This window comes from Pseudomonas sp. A-B-19, from assembly GCF_019947515.1.
In the GTDB taxonomy this organism is placed as follows: domain Bacteria; phylum Pseudomonadota; class Gammaproteobacteria; order Pseudomonadales; family Pseudomonadaceae; genus Aquipseudomonas.
Genome location: NZ_JAGYGN010000014.1, coordinates 25,194 through 46,878 on the forward strand (window position 1 = coordinate 25,194; position 21,685 = coordinate 46,878).

A 21,685-nucleotide genomic window follows, 5' to 3' on the forward strand; every position below is an offset into this window, starting at 1 on the left:
CCGAGGCTTGTCCGCATGGAGGGCTTGAACATGGGGTTGGCCGGCGGCTCGCGGCCCGGGCTCGATCTGCTCCACGTCGGAGGGATCAGTCGCAAGGGAGCCGTATGAGGCCCCCTTGCGACTTGCGCCAGGACACGCAGTCGCCTGGCTTACGTGTCTTAGCGATTGACCAGCTTGGCCGGCAGGGCGATCACCAGGAAGCTGCTGAGAATCAGGCAGCCGGCGAAGAACCACAGTGCGCCGGCGCTGCTGCCGGTGACGTCGATGGCCACGCCCATCAGCGAGTTGCTGACCAGCCCGGCAATGTTCGCCACCGAGCAGGCGAGGGCGAAGCCGGTGGCCGCCGCGGTGCCTTTGAGAAAGGTTGCTGGCAGGCTGAAGAACACCGGCACCGCGCCGATGATCGCCGCCGACGCAATAGCGAACAGCGCCACGGTCGCCACCACGTTGTGGACAAAGAAGGGCGCACTGGCCATGGCTGCCGCGCCCACCAGAAAGGGTACGATGATGTGCCAGCGGCGTTCGCGGTGTTTGTCGGAGCTGGCGCCGATCAACAGCATGCCCAGCAACGCGGCGATGCTCGGCAGCGCGGTGAGCACGCCGATGTGAAAGGTATCGACGACGCCTGCGTTGCGGATGAAGGTCGGCATCCAGAACCCCATGGCATAGGCGCTGAGCAGGATCGAGAAGTCGATGCCGCCGAGCATCCACACCTTCAGGTTGAAGAAACCGTCGCGAAAGCTGTGCTTGCTGCCGGAGGAGTCGGCGTCGTCGGCGCGCAGTTCCTGTTCCAGCAGGTTTTTCTCGTCATCGTTGAGCCATTTGGCCTGGCGGTAGTTGTTCGGCAAGGCCCAGAAGGTCAGCACACCGAGCAATACGCTGGGTATCGCTTCGAGGAGGAACAGCCACTGCCAGCCGCGCAGGCCGCCAGCGTTATCGAAATGCCCCATGATCCAGCCGGACAGCGGGCCGCCGAGCACGCTGGACAACGGCAGGCCGATCATGAACAAGGCGATGATGCGGCCGCGGCGATAGGTCGGGAACCAGGTGGTCAGGTAATACAGCACCCCCGGCAGAAAGCCCGCTTCGGCGGCGCCGAGCAGGAAGCGCAGGAAGTAGAACTGCGTGGTGGAAGTGACGAGCATGGTGCAGGCCGAGAGCAGCCCCCAGGTGATCATGATGCGGGCGATCCAGATCTTCGCCCCGACTTTTTCCAGGACCAGATTGCTCGGAACCTCGAAAATGATATAGCCGACGAAAAACAGACCGGCGCCCAGGCCGAAAGCCGTTTCGCTGAACTGCAGATGCTCGAGCATTTGCAGTTTGGCGAAGCCGACGTTGATCCGGTCCAGATAGGAGGCCAGATAGCAGAAGCAGAGGAAGGGAATAAGCTTCCAGGTGATCTTGCGGTAAAGCGCCTGGACTGGGTCTGCGACGGTGGTCGCAGTGGGTGTACCTACATTTGCAGAGGGCATGGGTGTCTCCTGGCGGTGACTTTGTGATTGTTGTTTAGCCGCGGATCAATGCTTTGGTAGCACCGGTCGGCGGCTTCCAAAGGCAGTGTCAGAAGACTGGGCAGGGTTTGATGTCGACCCTTGCTCAGTATTTGGCGACCAGTGCTCTACGGCCTGGTTCTACGGCAGATATCCATTTCTGCCGGTTATTCGGTAAAACCGTGAATCTGTAGAGGTTGCAGGCTTGCCCGGGAGGGCACTGTATTAGCCCGGGAAAACCAATGGCCCTCTCATTTTCTGAACTGCGTCATGGCCTCCTGTTTACTCACCACGTCGCCATATTTGCTATCAATGTCGAACAGGTTGGCTTCGTGTGGTGCGGGGTGTCGATCGCCGACGCATTCGCGAACAACGATGGTCCGGAATCCGTGCTGCACGGCATCCACCGCGGTCGCACGAATACAGCCACTGGTCGAGCAGCCGGCCAGTACCACTGTGTCGATGCCTTGGGCGCGCAACATCGACGCCAGGCTGGTACCGAAAAACGAGCTGGCGTACTGCTTGCTGAGTACCACTTCATCGGGGTTGGGCAGCACTGGCTCGCAGAAAGCAGCCAGTGGGTTGCCCTCGACCATGTCTTTCATGACGGGTGCTTTTTTGACCCACATGCCGCCGTCGGCAAAATGCCCTGGGTGGTAGCGAATGTTTGTATGCACTACCAGGATTTCATGCTGGCGGGCGCAGGCCAATAGTTCGACGCTCTCGGCTACAGCGCTGACCACGCCTGGCGCGTACAGCGGTGCGCCTTCTTGGGTATAGCCCTGCATGAAATCGATCATCAACAGCGCAGGCTTATTGCCAAAGCCGATGCGCTGGCCCCACACGCCCTGATAGTTGGCGTCGGCACTTTGTTCTTGGCTCATGACAGGCTCCTATTTATAAGCACCGGACAGCAGCGCGCCAGCACCCGGAACGATAGGCTCCAGGTCCAGTGCCTTGAGCATGGCGTAGGTGGTGGCGATGGCGGCGGTGAGTACCGGTTTGCCGGTTTCGGCCTCGACTTGTGAGACCACTCCCAGCGATTGCATCTGCACGCAGGCCGACAGGACGATCACATCCACGCCTTCAAGGTTCATGTCGCGCACAATGGCGGGCAGGTTGGCCGGGTCGTGGCGGGCGACGGCCAGGTTGTCGGGAATTTCCAGGGCGCGCCAGTCCACCACCTCGAAACCTTCTTCGCGAATGTAATCCACCACCAGCTCGGTCAGCGGCTTCATGTACGGCGCGACAATGGCAATGCGTTTGGCGCCCATTACTTTCAAGCCATCGATCAAGGCGCCAGCACTGGTGATGACCGGTGCGTTACCGTCGTTGTCGGCGGTGGCCTGGCGCAGGCGTTTCTCGGACTGGCGATGGTAGCCCAGGCCCATGGCCATGATTGCCACCAGGCAGGCATAACCCAGCACGTCGACCTTGGCGTCAGACAGCTCGACCGCGCAGCGATCGGATTCGCCATCCATCGCCGCCAGCTCTTCCTTGCGCACCTGCTTCATGCGCATGCGGCTGGAGTGAAAGGTGAAACGTTCGGGGCGGATCAATTGGCGTGCTGCCAGCATCGCCGGGATCTCGGTTTCCATGGTGGTGTTGGAGCTCGGCACAATCTGGCCGATACGATAAGGCTTGATCACAAGCTATCTCCTTTGCAACGTGCGTTGAATTCAGGTCAGGGGTTGGCCGAGGAAATCGCCGAAAGCCGCGAAAAAACCTTCGAGGTCATCCCACGGAATCATGTGCCCGGCGTTTTCAACGTGAGCAATCTGGATCGCGGGTTGCAGGTCGCGAATTTCCGCTTCGTCCCCGGCCTGGATTACGCCGCCGCGACCGGCAACGATCAGCAGGGCAGGGACAGGCAGGTGCGGCAGATCCTGATGAAAGTCCACGTCATGGAAATCGTTGAAGGCGCGGACGATGGCAGGTGCGTAGCAGGTGTGCAGCCACTCGGCGCGGACTTGCAGTTGCTCCTCGGTCCAGGTCGGGCAGAAGGCGCGCATGGCGTTGGCGTCCATCCCGCTCAGTGATTGGCGGATCGAGTCCACGTACCACGACAGCTTGCTCGGGTACGCGCTCCGGCCGGGGCCGGAGACGGGTGGATCGATCAGTACCAGGCTTTGCAGGCCTTCTGGATTGCGTACGGCGCTACGCACGGCAAAGCGCGCGCCCATGGAGTGGCCCATCAGGTGATAGGCATTGATGCCCATGGCCTTGGCGAATGCGCCGATGTCATCGGCGCAGGCGTCGGTGCCGTAATCCAGTTCCGGTCCGGTGGAGGACAGGCCGCGGCCACGAGCGTCGAGTACGTAGGTATCGAAATACTGGCCCAGGCGCTCGGCGACAAACCCCCAGGTGATCGCCGGGCTGGTGATGCCGGGAATCAGCAACACTATCGGTTTGCCGGTGCTGCCCTGACCGCCGTAACGCAGGTAGTGCTGGCGGATACCATTGGCTTGAACGTTGCCGCCCTGAATGAAGGTGCTCATGCGGCCACTTCCGATTTCAGTGGGTGGCCGTAGAGGTCATAACCGTAGACCCAGGCCGGATCTTCCTGTGTGCGCAGCCAGGTGTTGGCATTGGACACCGCCTGTACTCGCGAGGCGCGGTCCTTGCGGTTGGCTTCGTATAGCTTGAACGCGGTTCGGTAATCGGTGAGCCCGGTTTCCTGCAGGCAGCGGGTCAACATGGCGGCATCTTCGATAGCCATGCCCGCGCCTTGCGCCATGTGCGGTTTCATCGGGTGGCAGGCATCACCCAGCAACACCATCCGTCCTCGGCTCCAGAGCGGCAGCGGGTTGCGATTGAGCAGCGGCCATTTGGTCACGCTTTCACTGGATTCGATCAACGCTTGAACGGTGGGGTGATAGCCCTGGAATGCGTCGTACATTTCGTCGCGGCTGCTATCGACAAAGCTGCCCTGGAAGTCCCAGGCCGGGTGCGGTACGCCGGTGACGTAGTAGTACTCATCGCGCTTGCTGGTGGTGTGGTAGACCATCATGTGACGATCTTCGCTCCACCACTTCACGCAGTTTTCAAAGTCCATGTTGTACTTGGCCAGCACCTCGCCGCGAATCAAGGCGCGGTGGGCAACCCAGCCGCTGTACAGCGGTCTTTCCGCGCCGAGCAACTCTTCGCGAATTCTGGAGTTGATGCCATCGGCACCGATGACAATATCCACCTCTGTGGTGCTGCCGTCGCCGAAGTGCAGGCGCACCAGTTCATCGGTTTCCTCGATCCCGGTCAGGCGCTTGTTGAAGTGCACAGTGCCCGGCGCAATGGTCGACATTTGCAGTGCATGCAGGTCCCCGCGGTGCACGGTGATGTAAGCCGCGCCGTATTCCTTGCGAGCGAATTCACCCAGGGGGATGCGGGACAGATAGTCACCGCTGGCACCGTCGCGGCTGAACCAGAAGTCGGGGTGCGAACCCATGTCGCTCAGCTTCTGTTCAATGCCCATGCGGCGGAAGATTTTCATGATGTTGGGGCCCATGTGGATACCCGCACCAATACGGGAAAACTCTGGCGCCTGTTCATAAACATCGACCTCGAACCCGGCTTTCTGCAACAGCGTGGCAGCAGCAGCGCCACCTAGACCGGCGCCGACGATTGCGATTTTTTGTTTGTTTCGCATGGGGCTTTTCCTTCGATTTGAATATTTGGCTGGTGAGATCGGGTTGTCGTCTCGCCGCGAATTGGAGTGTATACGCTATTGTTTTTCGAATGGAAGAGGCCGATTGAAAAATAAAAAATCAACGATAAACGATGCGCGTAACGCGTAGTAACCAATAAATAGTGGTGGTGTGTCGCTTTGTAACGTTTCATTCCTTCTCTTGAGACGTTCGTTAATTTGCTGTGCTATTGTCATTAAATAGCGTATACACTTCAAATTCGTGCAGTTGCCAAGCCCGCTGCCTTGCTTTGGTGCACAGGGTGCGAGGCGTCGAACGAACTCAACAGGTTAAGAGGAAGACAAAAAATGCCGGTAAGCGATTGCGAACTGACCCAGATGTTTGAACACGTGTTGAAACTGTCGAAAGTGGACTCGACTCAAAGCGTCGCGGTACTGAAAAGCCACTACTCCGACTCGCGTACCGTGCGGGCGGCCATGGACGCCGCACAGCGTCTTGGGGCCAAGGTCTACGCGGTCGAGTTGCCGTCATTCAATCACCCTATGGCCATGGGCAATGACATGACCGCTTACTGCGGCGACACCGCGCTGACCGGCAATATCGCCGCGCAACGGGCGCTGGAAGCGGCGGACCTCGTGGTCGACACCATGATGTTGCTGCACTCGCCGGAGCAGGAGCAGATCCTCAAGACCGGGACGCGCATACTGCTGGCGGTCGAACCACCGGAAGTGCTGGCGCGGATGCTGCCTACGCTGGCGGACAAAGAGCGGGTGATGGCGGCCGAGAAGCTGCTGAAGCAGGCGCGCTCGATCCACGTGAAGTCCAGGGCCGGCAGTGATTTCAAGGCATTGCTCGGGCAATACCCTGCGGTCACCGAGTACGGTTTTGCCGATGAGCCGGGGCGTTGGGATCACTGGCCCAGCGGTTTTCTATTCTCCTGGCCAAACGAGGAAACCGCCGAGGGCGTACTGGTGATCGACGTCGGCGATATCCTGTTGCCGTTCAAGAATTACTCGCGAGAGAAGATCACCCTGGAAATCGAAAAGGGTTTCATTACCTCGATCCATGGTGGCTTCGAGGCCGAATACCTGCGCGATTACATGAAGTACTTCAACGACCCCGAGGTGTACGGCATTTCCCATATCGGGTGGGGTTTGCAGCCGCGTGCGCAGTGGACCGCCATGGGCTTGCATGACAAAAACGACGGCATGTGCATGGATGCCCGGGCGTTTTATGGAAACTTCCTGTTCTCCACCGGGCCCAATACCGAGGTGGGCGGTACCCGAAAAACCCCGTGCCACCTGGACATCCCGCTACGCCATTGCGATATCTACCTAGATGATCAGGCGGTGGTCCTGGGCGGTGATGTGGTAGCGCCGCAGGCCTCTATCGCGCAGTGATATAAAAGAGGGGGGTACGGGACAGTGACTCACCACGATTGAGTTACCTTGATCCCCCTCGCAGGTTAATGTAAACGCCACTCACTTTTTTTTGATAGAGCCCGCCGTGCCGGATACGACAGACAACACCCCACAGACAACCGTTCCCTATGCCTTTTCCGAGCAGGTCGGTCATTTGCTGCGCAAGGCTTACCAGCGCAACATGGCGATCTTTCAGCAGAACGTCGACGATTCGCAGCTGACCGCTGTGCAGTTCATCACGCTGTGCGCCGTGCGTGATGCCGGACCTAGCTCATTGACCGAGCTGGTCAAGGCCACTGCGGTGGACCAGGCAACCATTCGAGGCATCGTCGAGCGGCTCAAGGCGCGCGACCTGATCACCCTGGAACCAGACCCCCAGGATCGGCGCAAAGTCATCGTTGGCCTGTCCGACAGTGGCCATCAATTAGTGCGTGACACCGTGCCTCATGCTGCCCGCGTCAGCGAACTGACCATGGGTAACCTCAACCCGGCCGAGCGCGTCGCGATCCTGTATCTGCTGCGCAAGATGATCGATGACGCCGACGATTGACGAGTAAGAAACCGCCCCTGGCATTCTTTTTGCGTCTGATTCATGAAGTGGATACTTCATTAAAAATTGTAGTCAGGGGTAACGTGAGGAGTCGGGTAGCCATCCCCCTCATCGAGCTCTAGAACCCGCATGGCACTGCGCAGGATCTGTGCAGCCTGCGCATGTGGTACCGGTCACGCCTTTTTCATGTAGTGATTACTTAATAAAAAGCCGCACCTCATCAAGAGAGCGAGCGGTAACACCTGGAGAGTGCGACATGAGTGAGCAAGCACTGGCGCCGGAAAAGACCGTGACGCTTCACGTCAATGGCCAGACCACTACGGTCTGTGCCATGGCTGACACGCCGCTGTTGCTGGTGCTGCGCAATGATTTACAGCTCAACGGCCCGAAATACGGTTGTGGCCTGGGCGAGTGCGGCGCCTGCACGGTGATCATCGATGGTGTTGCGGCGCGGGCTTGTGTGTTCCCGTTGTCCGGCGCCGAGGGTCGGGAAATCACCACCCTCGAAGGCATTGGCAGCCGAGAGCATCCGCACCCGGTGCAGCAGGCCTTCATTGAGGAGCAGGCGGCGCAGTGTGGCTACTGCATGAACGGCATGATCATGACCGCCAAGGCCCTGCTCGATCGCACCCCGCACCCCAGCGAGGCACAGATTCGCAACGAACTGTCGGCCAATCTCTGCCGCTGTGGCACCCATATCGAAATTCTTCGTGCGGTACTGCGTGCCGCCCGTCAAAAGTCTTGAACGGATTGATGACCATGACCCATGCAACGCTCACCCGTGCTCAGCTGTTGGCCAAGTCCGGCGTCTTGTTGATCGTCGATCAGATCCAGCCACCGTCCGGCCCCGTCGCCAAAGGTGGTGTACCCGTGATCAAACCCCAGGAGCTGGCGTTGTTCATTGCGGTCAACGACGACGGCAAGGTCTATGGGTTCAACGGCCACGTGGACCTGGGCACCGGTATCCGTACTTCGCTGGCACAAATCGTCGCTGAAGAGCTGGACCTGGCGCTTGATCAAGTCTGTATGGTCCTTGGCGATACCGACAGCGCGCCGAACCAGGGCGCAACCATCGCCAGTGCGACCATCCAGATTTCGGCCATCCCCTTGCGTAACGCCGCGGCTGAAGCCCGGCGATTTTTGCTGGCACGGGCGGCCCGGTGTTTTGCCGTTGCAGCTGACACCTTACGGATAAACAGCGGGGTAGTCAGCAGCGAAGACGGTCGTCAGCTCACGTTTGCCGAACTGGTGGAGGGCGAGCGTGACCAGTTGACGATTTCCGGCGATGCGCCGCTCAAGCGTCTGGAAGATTATCGGCTGGTGGGCAAGGGCGCAGCGCGGGTGGACATTCCGGGCAAAGCCACCGGTGAGCTGACCTACGTGCATGACATGCGGCTGCCGGACATGCTGCATGGCCGGGTGATTCGCCCACCTTACGCCGGGCTCGACAGCGGTGATTTCGTCGGTAACAGCCTGCTGGAGGTGGACGAGTCCTCCATCGCGCACATTCCCGGCATCGTCCGGGTGGTGGTGATTCGCGATTTTGTCGGCGTGGTCGCCCTGCGTGAAGAGCAGGCCGCGAAAGCCGCCCAGGCACTGAAGGTCACCTGGAAAGCCTGGAACCACAAATTGCCGAACATGGATGACATCGCGCAGGCCATTCGCGACAACCCCAGGGTGCAGCGCGTCGTGCTGGACAAGGGCAATGTTGATCAAGCCTTGGAGCAGGCCAGCGAGCGCATGGCCCGCACCTACCTGTGGCCGTATCAGCTTCACGCCTCCATCGGTCCTTCCTGCGGGCTGGCGGACTATCAAGAGGGCGGCATTCGCGTCTGGTCCGGCACGCAAAACCCGCACTTGCTGCGCGCTGACCTGGCATGGCTGCTGGAGTATCCGGAAGAGCGGATCGAGATCATCCGCATGGAGGCGGCAGGTTGTTACGGGCGTAATTGCGCCGACGACGTGTGCGCCGATGCGGTGTTGCTGTCCCGAGCCGTCGGCCTGCCGGTACGGGTGCAACTGACCCGCGAGCAGGAGCATGTCTGGGAACCCAAGGGCACGGCGCAACTGATGGAAGTCGATGGCGGCATCAATGCCGATGGTGGTGTGGCCGGTTACGATTTCCAGACCAGCTACCCGTCCAATGGTGCACCGACCCTGGCACTGCTGCTGACAGGGCGTGTCGAACCGGTAGCGGCGATGTTCGAAATGGGCGACCGCACTTCGATCCCTCCGTATGATTTTGAACACATGCGCGTGAGCGTAAATGACATGGCACCCATTGTCCGGGCTTCGTGGATGCGCGGCGTGTCGGCGCTGCCCAATACGTTCGCCCATGAGTCGTATATCGATGAATTGGCCTTTGCCGTGGGTGTCGACCCCGTCGAGTACCGTTTGCGTTATCTGAATGATGAGCGCGCCTCGGATCTGGTCAAGGCCACGGCTGCCCGCGCCGAATGGACGCCGCGTACGCAGCCGATGCAAATCCCGGAACAAGACAACATCCTGCGCGGCCGTGGTTTTGCCTATGCCCGTTACATTCACAGCAAATTTCCAGGTTTTGGCGCTGCGTGGGCTGCGTGGGTCGCGGACGTGGCGGTGGACAAGCGCAGCGGCGAAGTGTCAGTTACCCGGGTCGTGATCGGTCATGACGCCGGCATGATGATCAACCCGGCCGGCGTGCAGCATCAGATTCACGGCAATGTGATTCAGTCCACCAGTCGCGTGCTCAAGGAGCGTGTGACCTTTGAAGAGTCCGCCGTTGCCAGCAAGGAATGGGGCGGTTACCCGATCCTGACATTCCCCCAGGTGCCGCAAATCGATGTGCTGATGATGCCGCGCCAGAACGAAGCACCCATGGGGGCGGGTGAGTCGGCGGCAGTGCCGAGCGCGGCAGCGATAGCCAATGCGATTTACGACGCCACCGGGATTCGCTTTCGTGAACTACCGATCACCGCTGAGCGTGTGCTGGCCGCGCTCAAAGGCTCGGCGGACGAAGCGAATGCCAATCCCCCTGATTCGCCAAAGGCCAAGCGCTCGAAATGGTTGTTTGGCTCATTGTTCGCAGCGTTCGGCGCGCTACTTGGCGTGGCTGCCACGGCTTTGCCCTGGCGTGCGGAAATCGCACCGATCACGCCACCCAGCGCGGGCACCTGGTCTGCGGCAACACTGGAGCGAGGGCGTTTGCTGGCGGCAGTCGGCGATTGCGCGGTGTGCCACACAGCGCCAGGCGGCGCGACCAATGCGGGCGGGTTGGCCATGCAGACGCCTTTCGGAACGCTGTACAGCAGCAACATCACACCTGACCCGACAACCGGGATTGGCAGTTGGTCCTATCCCGCGTTCGAGCGGGCCATGCGCGATGGCATCAGTCGCGATGGCAAGAATCTGTATCCGGCATTTCCTTACACTGCTTTCCGAAATATCAACGACGCCGATATGCAGGCGCTGTACGCGTACCTGATGTCACAGATCCCGGTGAGCCAGCCAGCCAAGGTCAACGATATGCAGTTCCCATTCAATATGCGGCCGCTGATGGCGGGTTGGAACGCGTTGTTCCTGCGCAAGGGTGAAATCCAGGTGCAGCCGCAACGCAGCGAGCAGTGGAATCGCGGCGCCTACCTGGTCAATGGGCTGGGTCACTGCGCGGCCTGTCATTCACCGCGCAACCTGATGGGGGCGGAGAAGGGCGGTAAAAATTTCCTGGCGGGCGGCATGGTCGATGGCTGGGAAACTCCTGCGCTCAATGGCTTATCCAGGTCGCCTACGCCGTGGACTGAAGATCAATTGTTCACCTACCTGAGCAGTGGTTATTCCGATGCCCACGGTGTCGCGGCGGGACCCATGGGGCCAGTGGTGAGTGAATTGGCGAAGCTGCCCAAAGCAGACATACGGGCGATGGCGGTGTACCTCGCGTCGCTCGATGGCACGGCGCAAGCACAGGCTCGCTCAAGCACACAAACCGTAGCGCAACCCAGCATCACAGAGGTGTCGTTGAGCAATGGTCGGCGGGTGTTTGAAGGTTCCTGCCAAGGCTGTCACGCCGATGGTCTTGGGCCGAAACTGTTTGGTGTCAGTCCCTCGTTGGCGCCTAATACCAACCTTCACAGTACGCTGCCAGACAACCTGCTGAAGGTCATTTTGCAAGGCATCTCCAACCCGGCGACGCCGGACCTTGGTTATATGCCAGGCTTCAAGGACAGCCTGTCCAACAGGCAGATCGCCGAACTGACGGCCTATCTGCGCAATCGCTTCGCCTCAGCTGAACCTGCGTGGCAAGGGCTGGAGCAGAAGGTCGCGCACTTGCGGGCCAATCCCGGAACTCATTGATCAGAGAGTCACTGAGACGCAGGCAGTGTCAGCACGCTGCGCACCACCAGATCGCTGATGAACGCCAGCCAGTCCTGCTGCTGGCCTTGATCCGCCAGGTCTTGACCCAGAAATGAGGTGAGGGTGTGCCGGTTGGAGTTATAGAAGTAGCAGAGTGAGGCGATCATCAAGTAGACGTGATTGATGTCGATGTCCTGGCGAAACACCCCTTGTCGCTGACCCGCTTCGATGATCGGTGTGATCACGCCCAGCGTGGTGCCGGACAAGCGACGAAGCTCACTGGACTGCCTGGCGTGCGTGCCCTCGTGCAGGTTTTCGATATTGAGGATAGCGACGAATTCCGGATGCTTTACGTAGTAATGCCAGACGAATGCTACCCGATCACGCAGGGCCTGCACGGGGTTCGAAAGGTCCGGGCGTAGCATGCTTTCGGCCTGGTTGAATGCTTCATAAGTGTGCTCAAGCACCCGTACAAAGAGGTTTTCCTTGCTGCCGAAATAGTAATAGATCATCCGGTCATTGGACTCGGCTTCACTGGAAATCTGTTCGATCCGCCCGCCCGCATAACCATCACGGGTGAAGACCTTGACCGCGGCCTTGAGAATACGAGCCTTGGTCTGGTCGGCCTGCTGGGCTCTGATACCGGTTTTTTTGTTCACGCTGTTGCCCTTGACGATTATGCGTAGCGATATTCATGGCCAGTAAATGACATGCCATTGCGTGGTCGTGCGCCACCGATCTCTGAACTGGGCACTCCGGCCAAAGGGTTTCTTTGGGCGCCCCGGGTTTCATTATCCGATTGGGTTGGATTTGAGGGGCGATACCCTGGCGAGCGTGGCCTTGGCCATTGTTGGCGAGATCACGGCCTACTTCAATGAGCGCAGTGGCGGCAAGAACCAACAACCTCCGAGCCCCCCGTTTGCGTTTCGAGAGCGTACGCCTTACTAAACCACCGCTCCGAACAGCGATCCCACCAGCGCTGTGATGCCCATGGCCAGCGCACCCCAGAGGGTCACCCGCCAGGCTCCGGTCATGACCTTGGCCCCGCCGGCCCTGGCAGCAATGGCACCCAACATCCCGAGAAACACCAATGACATGCCCGATATCCAGGGCACCACGCTGTGCTCCGGTGCAACAAGCGTCACCGCTAGAGGCAATGCGGCGCCCACCACAAAACTGGCGGCCGAGGCCAGGGCGGCCTGCAAGGGTTTGGCGGTGAGGGTGGCGCTGATGCCCAGTTCGTCCCGGGCGTGAGAGCCCAGCGCGTCGTGGGCCATCAATTGATCGGCCACCTGATGCGCCAGTTCAGGTGACACGCCGCGATGCATATAGATATTCGCAAGCTCAAGGTGTTCGGCTTTCGGGTCGCTTGTCAGTTCTGCCCGTTCGCGGGACAGATCGGCCCGCTCGGTATCGGCCTGGGAGTGTACGGAAATGTACTCGCCAGCGGCCATGGACATGGCCCCGGCCATCAGTCCCGCCATTGCGGTGATCAGCAACGTGGCATGGCTGGCGTTGGCGGCAGCGACGCCGATCAGCAGGCTGGCGGTAGAGACAATCCCATCGTTGGCACCCAGGACAGCGGCGCGCAGCCAGCCGATACGATCGCTTCTGTGTGCCTCGGTATGCCTGTGCATGAATTTCATTGTTTAACGGGACTCCCTGTCATCAGGCGGTTCACATCGGACGGGTTCCGAGCGGGCCGGCAATCGGCGTCAGCGGGTTTCAATTTGCGCCTGCAACTGGCCGCCGACAATGGATATTTCTTTGAATTGTTCACCCGCGCGCAGCACGAACAACGCGTCCATCCCGCGCTCCTGAGCCAGACGTGGGCCCTCGGTTTCGCCCAGGACCATTAGCGCCGTGGCCCAGGCATCGGCGAGCATGCACGAGGCCGCCACCACGGTGACGGCGGCGAGCGGGTTGCACAGCGGCGAGCCGGTGGCCGGGTTCATGGTGTGAGCATAGGACTGACCGGCCACGTCGACCCAGTGTCGATAGTCCCCGGAGGTCGCGATTGCGGCATCGCTGAGTTCCATCACGCCCATGACTTCACGCACGCCCCGGTTGGGCTTTTCCAGGGCCACAGCCCAGCACTGGCCGTCAGGTTTGACGCCCCGGGCGCGCATCTCGCCATCGATACCGACCAGGTAGCGGGTGATGCCCAAACCCTCCAGGCAACGGGCCAGTTCATCCACGCCAAAACCTTTGGCGATGCCACTCAAATCAAGGTTCAGCGGCACGCGCTTGTGCACCTGATTGCGTTGCGGCTCAATCACCAATGCGGCGCTGGCTAACAGCCGGGTGCGTGGCGCAATCGTGCCGATCGCCTGCTCTGTGACCGTCTGCTCCCCTGGGCCGAAGCCCCAGGCGTTCACCAGGTCACCGACAGCGATGTCGAAGGCGCCGCCGGATTGCAGACTGACGCGCAATGCAGCAGACAGCACCGTGGCCAGTTCCTTGGGCACCGACACCCATTCCTGCTCGGGGGCGGCATTGAGGCGGTTGAGGTCCGAGTCGGGTTTCCAGGTGGACATTTGCTGGTCCACCCGGGCCACGGCGCAGGCCAGGCGCTGGCCAACTTCGTCGGTATCGATCCCGGCCCCGGCATAAAACAGGGCGGTGTAGCGGGTGCCCATGGTTTCGCCGTTCAGGCTATAGCGCTGCAACTCAGTAGACATCTTCACGGTAGCGTCCTTGTGCCTTGAGGGTCAGCACACTCAGGTTGAGAGGCGCCAACACTTCATCAAGGGCCTGCATCACGCCTTTGGCCATTTCGCGACTGCCACACACCAGCACCTGGGCACCTTTTTCCATCAGCCGGCGCAAGGCCAGGGCATCGCTGATCAGCCGGTCTTGCACGTAGCAGCGGTCCTGAACCTGAGAGAAGGCGGCGCGCAATGCGGTGAGGCGGCGGTCTGACAAGTATTGGTTGAGCTCCGGTTCGTAGAGAAAGTCCGAGGCCGGGTTGCGCCCGCCCCAATACAAGTGCATCGGGTGTCGGGCCTTGTTGTTGCGGATAAAACCGGCCAGAGGACCGATGCCGGTACCGGCGCCGATCAGGATCACCGGGTGTGTGCCCGATGCCGGACGAAATTGCGGATTGGGCTGGATGAAGGCTTCGATCTGCGCGCCGATGTTCAGGCCATGAAGGAATTCCGAGCACATGCCACCGTTGTGTTTACGCACACAGATCTCCAGCACGCCGTCCTGGAAACCGCTGGCCAGCGAGTAGAAGCGCGGTATCGGGCTGCCCGGGGGCAGAATCCCGACCAGGTCGCCGGCCAGAAAGCCCGGCAGTTCGCCGCAGGCTTTGAAGCGCAGGACGTGGGTCGGTGCATTCACCTGTTCGCCATAGGCAATCCGCTCTGTCAGCTCCAATTGATGGGTACGCGGCTGCTGCGGGGTGTGAACCAGCGCCAGCTCCTGCCCCAACACGTCGCCCAACGCGTGGCCCCAGCGCGCAAACTCCTGAGGGGACTGGCGGTTGACGGTTTCCAGCTTCAGCAATGGCGAGCCACCGGCCTGCAACATTGCGTCCTGCACTTGATGAGCGTACTGACAGAACTGCGCAAACTGGCGCTCGCCCAGGCCCAGCACCGCAAAGGGCAGGCCGGGCTTGAGGCCGGTTTTGGCCAGCCGCGCCAGGAACTGCGAAGCCGAGGCCGGCGCATCGCCGTCACCGTGGGTCGCGGTGAGGATGAACACCCGTTGGGCATTGCGGTAATCGCCCACCCATTCATTCATCGCCGCGCTGTGCACCTGATGGCCACTCTGGTGCAAGGCGTCGTGCAAGGTTTTGGCAAAACCCCAGGTGCTGTTGTGTTCACTGCCCACCAGAATCACGCTGTCGGCGGAGTGGGCAGGGCTATTGTGGCGGATGTTCGGGCCAGCCTTGCGGCGGCGCCACCACAACAGGATGCCGGTCACGCTCATCAACGGCACGCAGAGGGCGCAGAGCCCAAGCGTCAGGCCCAGCCACCAGAGGCCTTCGCCGGTGTGCAGCTGATAGATCCATTCGTAGAGGTTGTGCATCGAGTCGTGGACTTGATAGGACAACAAGGCGCCGCTGGCCTGATCCACGTAGCCGTCGCCCTGGGCCGTGCGCAGGGAAAACACGTTCTTCGGGTTACCGGGACTGGGGTAGACCAGCTCGCGCAGGTCGTTCAGGTCGGTGGCCTGCAAGGCTTGCAGCTTCGCCACCGGCAAGGCCGGGCCGGCGCTGACGTGGGCGGGGAAGGCGGGTTCTCTCTGACTGCCGTCGGCGATAAAACCAAAGGTGGTGGCGCACATGTAGAGCCCGCTCAATGCCGACAGCAGCAGCCCGAGCGATGCCAGTCGCCCGACTTCAGCATGCCAGCGCTGGCTGAAGGTGCCCCGCAGTGGCCGCAGCAGGTTGCGCCAGCCACCCAGGCGCCGAGCCAGCAATAGTGCGCCGGACACCGACAGCATCAGCATGAACAGCGCGCCGACCCCTGATACCCCATGGCCCGGCGTGCCAAGGAACAGCGAGCGGTGCAGGCCTTTCATCCAGCGGGAGAACGCGGATGGCTCGTAAGGGGCGAGGCCTTGGCCGGTCAGTGGGTCGACTTTTTCCGCCCCGGCCTGGCCGTTCTGGTTGTAGTAGACGATCACCGTGCCGGACGCTGAGCGCTGGATCTGCTCCACGCCCGGAAAGTGGCTGGCAACGCGTCCGGCCAGTTGGCCGACGTTGAGTTGTCCGGCAGAAGTGGACGTGCTGTGCAGGCGTTCCAGCGCCGGGTCCACAGACAGGATCGCGCCGCTGACGGCTAACACCATGACCAACAGGGCGGCGATCAGGCCAGGAAGGGAATGGAACTGACGAAGCATGTTCAGCCTCCAGAGATGGCGGGTGCTACAGATCGTAAGTAAAGGAGTCGACGTAGGCACTGCCGGTCGCCGGCTTGCCTGAGTCCCTGGACGTCAGGGGTACGCTGACATCGCCGCGGGCGTCACGTTTGTCCTCGACGGCGCTGTCGATGCGGATCTGATACCCGGCATCAATCAGGGTGTCTGCCAGTTCGACGCTGACTTTGAGCGTGCGCCCACTGCCGACACTGGCGCCGCTGACCCCGTCAAACTCGCTCGGGTTCATCCCGCTGCCACGGGCCCAGTCGCCCAGGTGTTTGTAATATTTGGCCTTCTTGCCGGCCACCCAGAGGGTTTTCTGGTATTGGCCATTGGTGTCGGTGACGTAGATCGCCAGGTAGGCATCATTGCCGCTGTAGTCCTTGAGCTGCGTGGTCAAGGTCACTTCACGGGCCTGGGCCAGCCCCGGCAGGGCAATGGCACCGACGAGACAGGTTGCTGCGATGATCTTGTTCATGAAGGCGTCCTTTTGATCGTTAGATCGAGAGCCTGGACCTGCTTGCTGACAGCAACCTGAAGCGCAGGAAAAACTCATCGACAGGTGAGGTGTCATTCGGCGAGCGGGCTGCCGAGGTAATCCCTGGCATCGTCGTCGTCGCGGAAATGGATCTCGAGTGTGTGCAGGCGCAGCGATGCCGGTGAGTAGCTGGCTTCGATGGCATTGCCTTTGCGGTCCAGGCCCTTGAGCTCGTAACAACCGTCATCGACTTTGATGTGCTGCACGCTCCAGCCGTATTGCCGCTCTACCTGCTGGCGCAAGGTTTCGCGCGGTTGCCAGTCGCTCACCGGGTCGCTGCAGTCGTCACCGGCCAGGGCGTAACCGCTGAGCAGCAGGCTCAACAGCGTGGCATTGACAATAAAACCTGATTTCATGATCTGTCTCCTGCCGAGGTCGGCGTCTGTGGCATACCCTAAGATGCATTCCTGACAACCAGCTGAATCTTCAGATTCACGTCAGGTAAGGCGATTAAGGTGCTGCACGACAACCATCACAGGAGGTTCCAGATGCGGGTTTTATTGGTCGAGGACGCTCCAGGCTTGGGGGAAGCGGTGCGCGAGCAGATTGCCGATGACGGCCACGCCGTCGATTGGGTGCAGCGCCTGGACCACGCGCGCAACAGCGTCCGCACCACGCCTTACGACCTGATCCTGCTGGACCTGATGCTCCCGGACGGTCGCGGGCTGGACTTTTTGCGTCAGCAACGCTCGGCAGGGGACGTGACACCGGTGATTATCCTGACCGCCCAGGATCAGATTTCCGAACGCATCGCTGGCCTCAACGCTGGCGCCGACGACTACCTGGTCAAACCGTTCGACCTGTTTGAGCTCTCGGCCCGTGTGGCAGCGGTGGCCCGGCGCTATAGCGGCAACCCCAATCCGCAGATCAAACTCGGTGATTTGCGGGTCGACATGAGCGCTCGCACGGTACAGCGTGCCGGCGCCACCGTGGACCTGACGGCCCGCGAGTGGGCGCTGTTCGAAGCGTTTGTACAGCGTCCCGGCGCACTGCTGTCGAAGTCGCAACTCGAAGAACGGTTGTATGCCTTCGGCGCCGAAATCGAGAGCAACACCATTGAGGTCTACATCAGTCGCCTGCGTAAAAAACTGGGACGTGACCTGATTGAAACCGTGCGCGGCATGGGTTACCGGTTGATGTCCGCATGAAGCCGGCTTCAAGCCTGCAAAAACGTCTCGGCCTGGGATTGACCCTGGGCATGACCTTGCTGTGGCTGGGGGCGACGGTCGGCGCCTGGCTGGTGGTGCAACATGAGTTGAACGAGGCGTTCGACAGTGCACTGGAAGAGACTGCACAACGCATCCTGCCTCTGGCCATATTGGAAATCAGCAACCGGGAAGAGCCCCGTGAGGCACAACACGTAGCTACCCTGAAAATGCACAAAGAGTACCTGACGTACTTGGTGCGCGATGCCAAAAGCAAGATCCTGATGCAGTCCCACGACGCCAACCCGAAGATCTTCAATCAACGACCAACCGAAGGTTTTTCCACCTCTGAAAAGTACCGCTTGTATGGTGCCAGTGCGTTGCGCGAGACGCTGTTCATCGAAATCGCCGAGCCACTGGATCATCGCCGAGAAGCTGCGCGGGAAGCCTTGTTTGCCTTGTTGTTGCCGTTGTTGGCGCTGATTCCCATCAGCCTGTTGGGCACTTGGTTGTTCGTGCGTATCAGCCTGCGCAGCGTGTTGGCTTACGGTCGTGCCGTAGAGACCCGGGGAGCGGGTGATCTGTCGCCGATCAAGGTGGCACGTCTTCCGGCAGAAATCGATCCGTTGGCCGACGCGGTCAACCACCTACTGAAGCGCTTGCGCAAGGCACTTGAGGCCGAACGTAGCTTCACCGCCAACAGCGCTCATGAACTGCGCACGCCACTGGCCGCGACCCTGGCGCAGGTTCAGCGGTTACACAACGAGGCGCCCGAAGGTCCGTTGCGAGTGCGTGCGGCGAAGATCGAAAACGCCTTGCGCGATCTCGCGCGGCTGTCAGAAAAGCTCATGCAACTGGCAAAGGCCGAGGGCGGCGGGCTGTTGTCCGAAACGCCTCAGGACCTGATTCCGTTGCTGGCGCATGGGGTGGACGAGTGGAACCAACGCAGCGGTCGGCGCATTGAGTTGCAGCTGCCAAACCAGGCCAGCGTGTACTCGACCATTGATCCGGACGCCTTTGGCATCCTGTTGCGCAACCTGATCGAGAATGCGCTGAAGTACGGCGCAGTGGATCAACCGATCGAAGTCAGCCTCACCGAACAGGCACATTTACGGGTGGTCAATAGCGGCCCGACGGTGCCGCAGTCGGTATTGCAGCACCTGACAGAGCGCTTTGTGCGTGGTCAAAGTGAAATCAGTGGTTCAGGGTTGGGGTTGGCGATTACTAAAACCATCGTGCAAGGGGTCAACGCGAGAATGAAATTGGTTTCCCCTGCAACAGGTCGACAGGAGGGATTCGAAGTCTGCATCTGGTTACCGCTTGCCTAGTTCCAATCAGGTCGCCAGGCTCCACTACTTGGCTCTTTCTCAGCGTCGAGAATAACGAACGAAAGTTAAGTTCGGGGCGTCCACCGGCAACAGATCAGTCACGGATTGCTGGAGTGTTGACGTCAGGTCTCCAGCGCAGTAAACAACAACATGCCGGTCAGCATGGCCAACATGAACACGATCACTTGCCAGTGTCCTGTCAGCAGTATTGCCACTGCGGGGCCAGGACAGATGCCCGCTATTCCCCAGCCGATGCCGAACAACAGGCTCCCGCCAATCAAGCGCGGGTCTAACTCACGCTTGATCGGTAGCTGCATTGGCCTGCCCAGCAGCGAACTGGATTGTTGGCGCGCCCAGGTTAGCGGGCCAACGGCTATGCCAATGGCCCCGACCATGACCAGCGCCAAGGAAGGGTCCCAAGCACCGGCTAAATCCAGGAAAGCCAACACTTTTCCCGGATTGGCCATGCCTGCCAGAAGAAGGCCGAAGCCGAACAGTAAGCCGGCAATGAATGCACTCAGTTTGATCATGTTCAACCCCCCAGCAGATGACGCAAGACAAACACCGTGGCGAAACCACTGAACATGAAACACGCCGTGGCGACCATCGATCGCGGCGAAAGGCGCGATATGCCGCACACGCCATGTCCACTTGTGCAACCTGAGCCGTAACGGGTGCCGATGCCCACCAATAAGCCAGCAGCGGTAAGTCCGAGCCCGCCACTCCGGAACTCGATTTGGGGCAGGGTGGCAAACAGTCCCCATAACAGCGGCGCGATGAGCAGGCCCAGGAGAAACAGCACTTTCTCTATTGCGCCTTCGCTACGGCGCTGTAAAAGACTGCCAATCAGACCGCTGATACCTGCGATACGTCCGTTGGCGACGACGAATAGACTGGCAGCCAGGCCAATCAAGGCGCCCCCTGCAAGGGATGACCAAGGAGTGAAGTTGAGCCAGTCGACATTCATGATGCTTCTCCGGAGCAAAATTGTTGATACAGCGTCTGGGTTACCACCAATGCTGCGGGGGCTGCTGACACCTCTAAATGCTCGTCGTATGCCTGCTCAATCTCACCCGAGCGATACATCTCGCGGAGCGCAGTATCGACGACCAACCGAATGAGGGCACGCTCAACTCGGACTTTATTGTGTTGACGATGTTCAAGCAGAGATCAATCGCATAACCGTTGGCCTTGTCACCTTGCTGGGTACTAAACGGGCGAAACCACCCACACGCTACAGGGCAACTTGTACAGCACATGTTCCACCGTACTGCCAACCAACCGCTCCATGCCGCGGTGACCAATGCGTCCCATGACAATCACATCGATGTCGTAGGCCTGCGCGTAACTGGAAAGCACCCTGGCCGGATTGCCCATGATCATGTGCTGATGCTCCGGCGGGATACCGTTGCGCTCAGAAAGTTCGCGAAACGCATCAGCCTGCGCCTCGAACAGCGTCTTGGCTTTTCCCGAGGAGAAAAACGCCGATCCATTGCTGAAACCGAATTCGTCCGCACTGATACTGGAAAGGTCATGGGCGTAGATCACGTCCAGTTCTGCATTACAGGTGCTCGCCAGTTTGGAGGCCTCACGCAGAATTCTGTCGTTGAAGCCTTCGTATTGCTCATCAGAATGAAAAGGGTCAACGGCGGCGACGATCTTGCGCGGCAAAGCGTTGTGCAAATGACTGACAAAATGCAGGGGGACCGGGCATTCACGTAGCAGGTGGATGTCCAACGGCGTAAACATCAGGCGTGACAGCAACGATTCGTGCTCCAGGGCCTTGATCAACACGGCCATCGGCTGTTCTTTGAGATGAATGAGGATCTCCTGCAAGGGCCTTTCGACCCAGACGACTTCCGTGGTGACGTGCACACCGATCTTGCGCAAGGGGCGAGCCTGGTCTTCGAGCCACTGGCGATGGCGCTCGACATAGCCCAGTCGCATCTGCTCCAGCGCCTGTTCGTTGACCATTGCGGCAGTCGCCAGCCCTTCAAGATAATCGAACGCCACGATATGCAGGGCGGCACCTGAAGCCTTAGCCAAGGCAGCGGCCCGGTCGAAGGCGGGGCTGTTTTCCATCAACGGCGAGACGACCAGCATGAAGCGTAGTTGATCGGACATGACAGATCTCCGGTAGGTAATCGCTTGCCCCGATGGCTGCGGTGATTGGGCAGTGAAGCCTTGTACCTAGCCTGCCGCTGTTCAGGGCGCCGGGTTTGATCTTTATCAAATGGAAGGCAATGGATGGTATTGCCTGACGTGCGGTAATCCGGACTTCGTCCCGTGACGAAATTGTTGACCATGATCAATCTTTCGCCCGGCTCCCCGGTGCAGTCTTTGGACTCGTGCTGAATTTTGGCTTAACCGA

20 protein-coding genes are annotated in these 21,685 nt (G+C 60.2%); 6 read left to right on the top strand and 14 right to left on the bottom strand.

What is annotated here, in order from left to right; genetic code table 11:
* Positions 1–158: 158 nt before the first annotated feature.
* The 5 genes from KGA81_RS16845 to KGA81_RS16865 form a co-directional block, all read right to left on the bottom strand.
* A complete protein-coding gene (locus tag KGA81_RS16845; RefSeq protein WP_223547312.1) occupies positions 159–1,475 on the bottom strand; it encodes an MFS transporter in 1,317 nt (438 codons plus the stop codon).
* A gap of 269 nt (positions 1,476–1,744) precedes the next feature.
* Positions 1,745–2,377: an N-carbamoylsarcosine amidohydrolase gene (locus tag KGA81_RS16850; RefSeq protein ID WP_150727180.1), complete on the bottom strand. Its 633-nt coding sequence runs from the start codon at positions 2,375–2,377 to the stop codon at positions 1,745–1,747.
* Positions 2,378–2,386: 9 nt separating this feature from the next.
* Complete coding sequence (locus tag KGA81_RS16855) at positions 2,387–3,142, bottom strand: Asp/Glu racemase (RefSeq protein WP_411736563.1); 756 nt, start codon at positions 3,140–3,142, stop codon at positions 2,387–2,389.
* A 30-nt stretch (positions 3,143–3,172) separates the two neighbouring features.
* A complete protein-coding gene (locus KGA81_RS16860; RefSeq protein ID WP_223547313.1) occupies positions 3,173–3,991 on the bottom strand; it encodes an alpha/beta fold hydrolase in 819 nt (272 codons plus the stop codon).
* Positions 3,988–5,136: an FAD-dependent monooxygenase gene (locus KGA81_RS16865; RefSeq protein ID WP_150727182.1), complete on the bottom strand. Its 1,149-nt coding sequence runs from the start codon at positions 5,134–5,136 to the stop codon at positions 3,988–3,990. The genes KGA81_RS16860 and KGA81_RS16865 overlap by 4 nt, the downstream gene beginning before the upstream one ends.
* Before the next feature lie 345 nt (positions 5,137–5,481).
* Here KGA81_RS16865 and KGA81_RS16870 point away from each other — a divergent pair, with 345 nt between their 5' ends.
* The 4 genes from KGA81_RS16870 (at position 5,482) to KGA81_RS16885 (ending at position 11,434) form a co-directional block, all read left to right on the top strand.
* Entirely contained in the window at positions 5,482–6,534 is a 1,053-nt protein-coding gene (locus KGA81_RS16870) for a 2,5-dihydroxypyridine 5,6-dioxygenase (RefSeq protein WP_223547314.1), read from the top strand.
* Positions 6,535–6,640: 106 nt separating this feature from the next.
* Entirely contained in the window at positions 6,641–7,105 is a 465-nt protein-coding gene (locus KGA81_RS16875) for a MarR family winged helix-turn-helix transcriptional regulator (protein ID WP_411736564.1), read from the top strand.
* A gap of 256 nt (positions 7,106–7,361) precedes the next feature.
* Positions 7,362–7,850 carry a (2Fe-2S)-binding protein gene (locus KGA81_RS16880; RefSeq protein WP_223547315.1) on the top strand — a complete coding sequence of 163 codons (489 nt, stop codon included), beginning with the start codon at positions 7,362–7,364 and terminating at the stop codon, positions 7,848–7,850.
* 14 nt (positions 7,851–7,864) lie between these two features.
* Positions 7,865–11,434, top strand: a complete 3,570-nt coding sequence (locus tag KGA81_RS16885; RefSeq protein ID WP_223547316.1) for a molybdopterin cofactor-binding domain-containing protein — start codon at positions 7,865–7,867, stop codon at positions 11,432–11,434.
* A gap of 8 nt (positions 11,435–11,442) precedes the next feature.
* Here the strand turns inward: KGA81_RS16885 and KGA81_RS16890 are convergent, their stop codons facing one another.
* The 6 genes from KGA81_RS16890 to KGA81_RS16915 form a co-directional block, all read right to left on the bottom strand.
* Positions 11,443–12,093: a TetR/AcrR family transcriptional regulator gene (locus KGA81_RS16890; RefSeq protein ID WP_223547317.1), complete on the bottom strand. Its 651-nt coding sequence runs from the start codon at positions 12,091–12,093 to the stop codon at positions 11,443–11,445.
* Positions 12,094–12,378: 285 nt separating this feature from the next.
* Positions 12,379–13,080, bottom strand: a complete 702-nt coding sequence (locus tag KGA81_RS16895) for a VIT family protein (protein ID WP_223547318.1) — start codon at positions 13,078–13,080, stop codon at positions 12,379–12,381.
* Positions 13,081–13,149: 69 nt separating this feature from the next.
* Complete coding sequence (locus KGA81_RS16900) at positions 13,150–14,115, bottom strand: FAD:protein FMN transferase (RefSeq protein WP_223547419.1); 966 nt, start codon at positions 14,113–14,115, stop codon at positions 13,150–13,152.
* The gene (locus tag KGA81_RS16905; protein ID WP_223547319.1) at positions 14,105–16,285 is read right to left on the bottom strand and encodes a PepSY domain-containing protein; all 2,181 of its coding nucleotides are present in this window, start codon (positions 16,283–16,285) and stop codon (positions 14,105–14,107) included. Before KGA81_RS16905 ends, KGA81_RS16900 begins: the two co-directional genes overlap by 11 nt.
* Before the next feature lie 25 nt (positions 16,286–16,310).
* Entirely contained in the window at positions 16,311–16,781 is a 471-nt protein-coding gene (locus KGA81_RS16910; RefSeq protein ID WP_223547320.1) for a DUF2271 domain-containing protein, read from the bottom strand.
* 92 nt (positions 16,782–16,873) lie between these two features.
* Positions 16,874–17,197, bottom strand: a complete 324-nt coding sequence (locus KGA81_RS16915; RefSeq protein ID WP_223547321.1) for a PepSY domain-containing protein — start codon at positions 17,195–17,197, stop codon at positions 16,874–16,876.
* Between the two features lie 132 nt (positions 17,198–17,329).
* Between KGA81_RS16915 and KGA81_RS16920 the strand changes: the two genes are divergently transcribed.
* Together KGA81_RS16920 and KGA81_RS16925 are read left to right on the top strand one after the other, a co-directional pair.
* Positions 17,330–17,989, top strand: a complete 660-nt coding sequence (locus tag KGA81_RS16920) for a response regulator transcription factor (RefSeq protein WP_223547322.1) — start codon at positions 17,330–17,332, stop codon at positions 17,987–17,989.
* Entirely contained in the window at positions 17,986–19,314 is a 1,329-nt protein-coding gene (locus tag KGA81_RS16925) for a sensor histidine kinase (RefSeq protein ID WP_223547323.1), read from the top strand. The genes KGA81_RS16920 and KGA81_RS16925 overlap by 4 nt, the downstream gene beginning before the upstream one ends.
* A gap of 122 nt (positions 19,315–19,436) precedes the next feature.
* Here the strand turns inward: KGA81_RS16925 and KGA81_RS16930 are convergent, their stop codons facing one another.
* The 3 genes from KGA81_RS16930 to KGA81_RS16940 all read right to left on the bottom strand — a co-directional run bounded on the left by KGA81_RS16930 (position 19,437) and on the right by KGA81_RS16940 (position 21,438).
* Complete coding sequence (locus KGA81_RS16930) at positions 19,437–19,844, bottom strand: DUF6691 family protein (protein WP_223547324.1); 408 nt, start codon at positions 19,842–19,844, stop codon at positions 19,437–19,439.
* Positions 19,845–19,846: 2 nt separating this feature from the next.
* On the bottom strand, positions 19,847–20,281 hold the full coding sequence (locus KGA81_RS16935; RefSeq protein ID WP_223547325.1) for a YeeE/YedE family protein: 435 nt from the start codon (positions 20,279–20,281) through the stop codon (positions 19,847–19,849).
* Positions 20,282–20,523: 242 nt separating this feature from the next.
* A complete protein-coding gene (locus KGA81_RS16940) occupies positions 20,524–21,438 on the bottom strand; it encodes a universal stress protein (protein WP_223547326.1) in 915 nt (304 codons plus the stop codon).
* Positions 21,439–21,685: the final 247 nt, after the last annotated feature.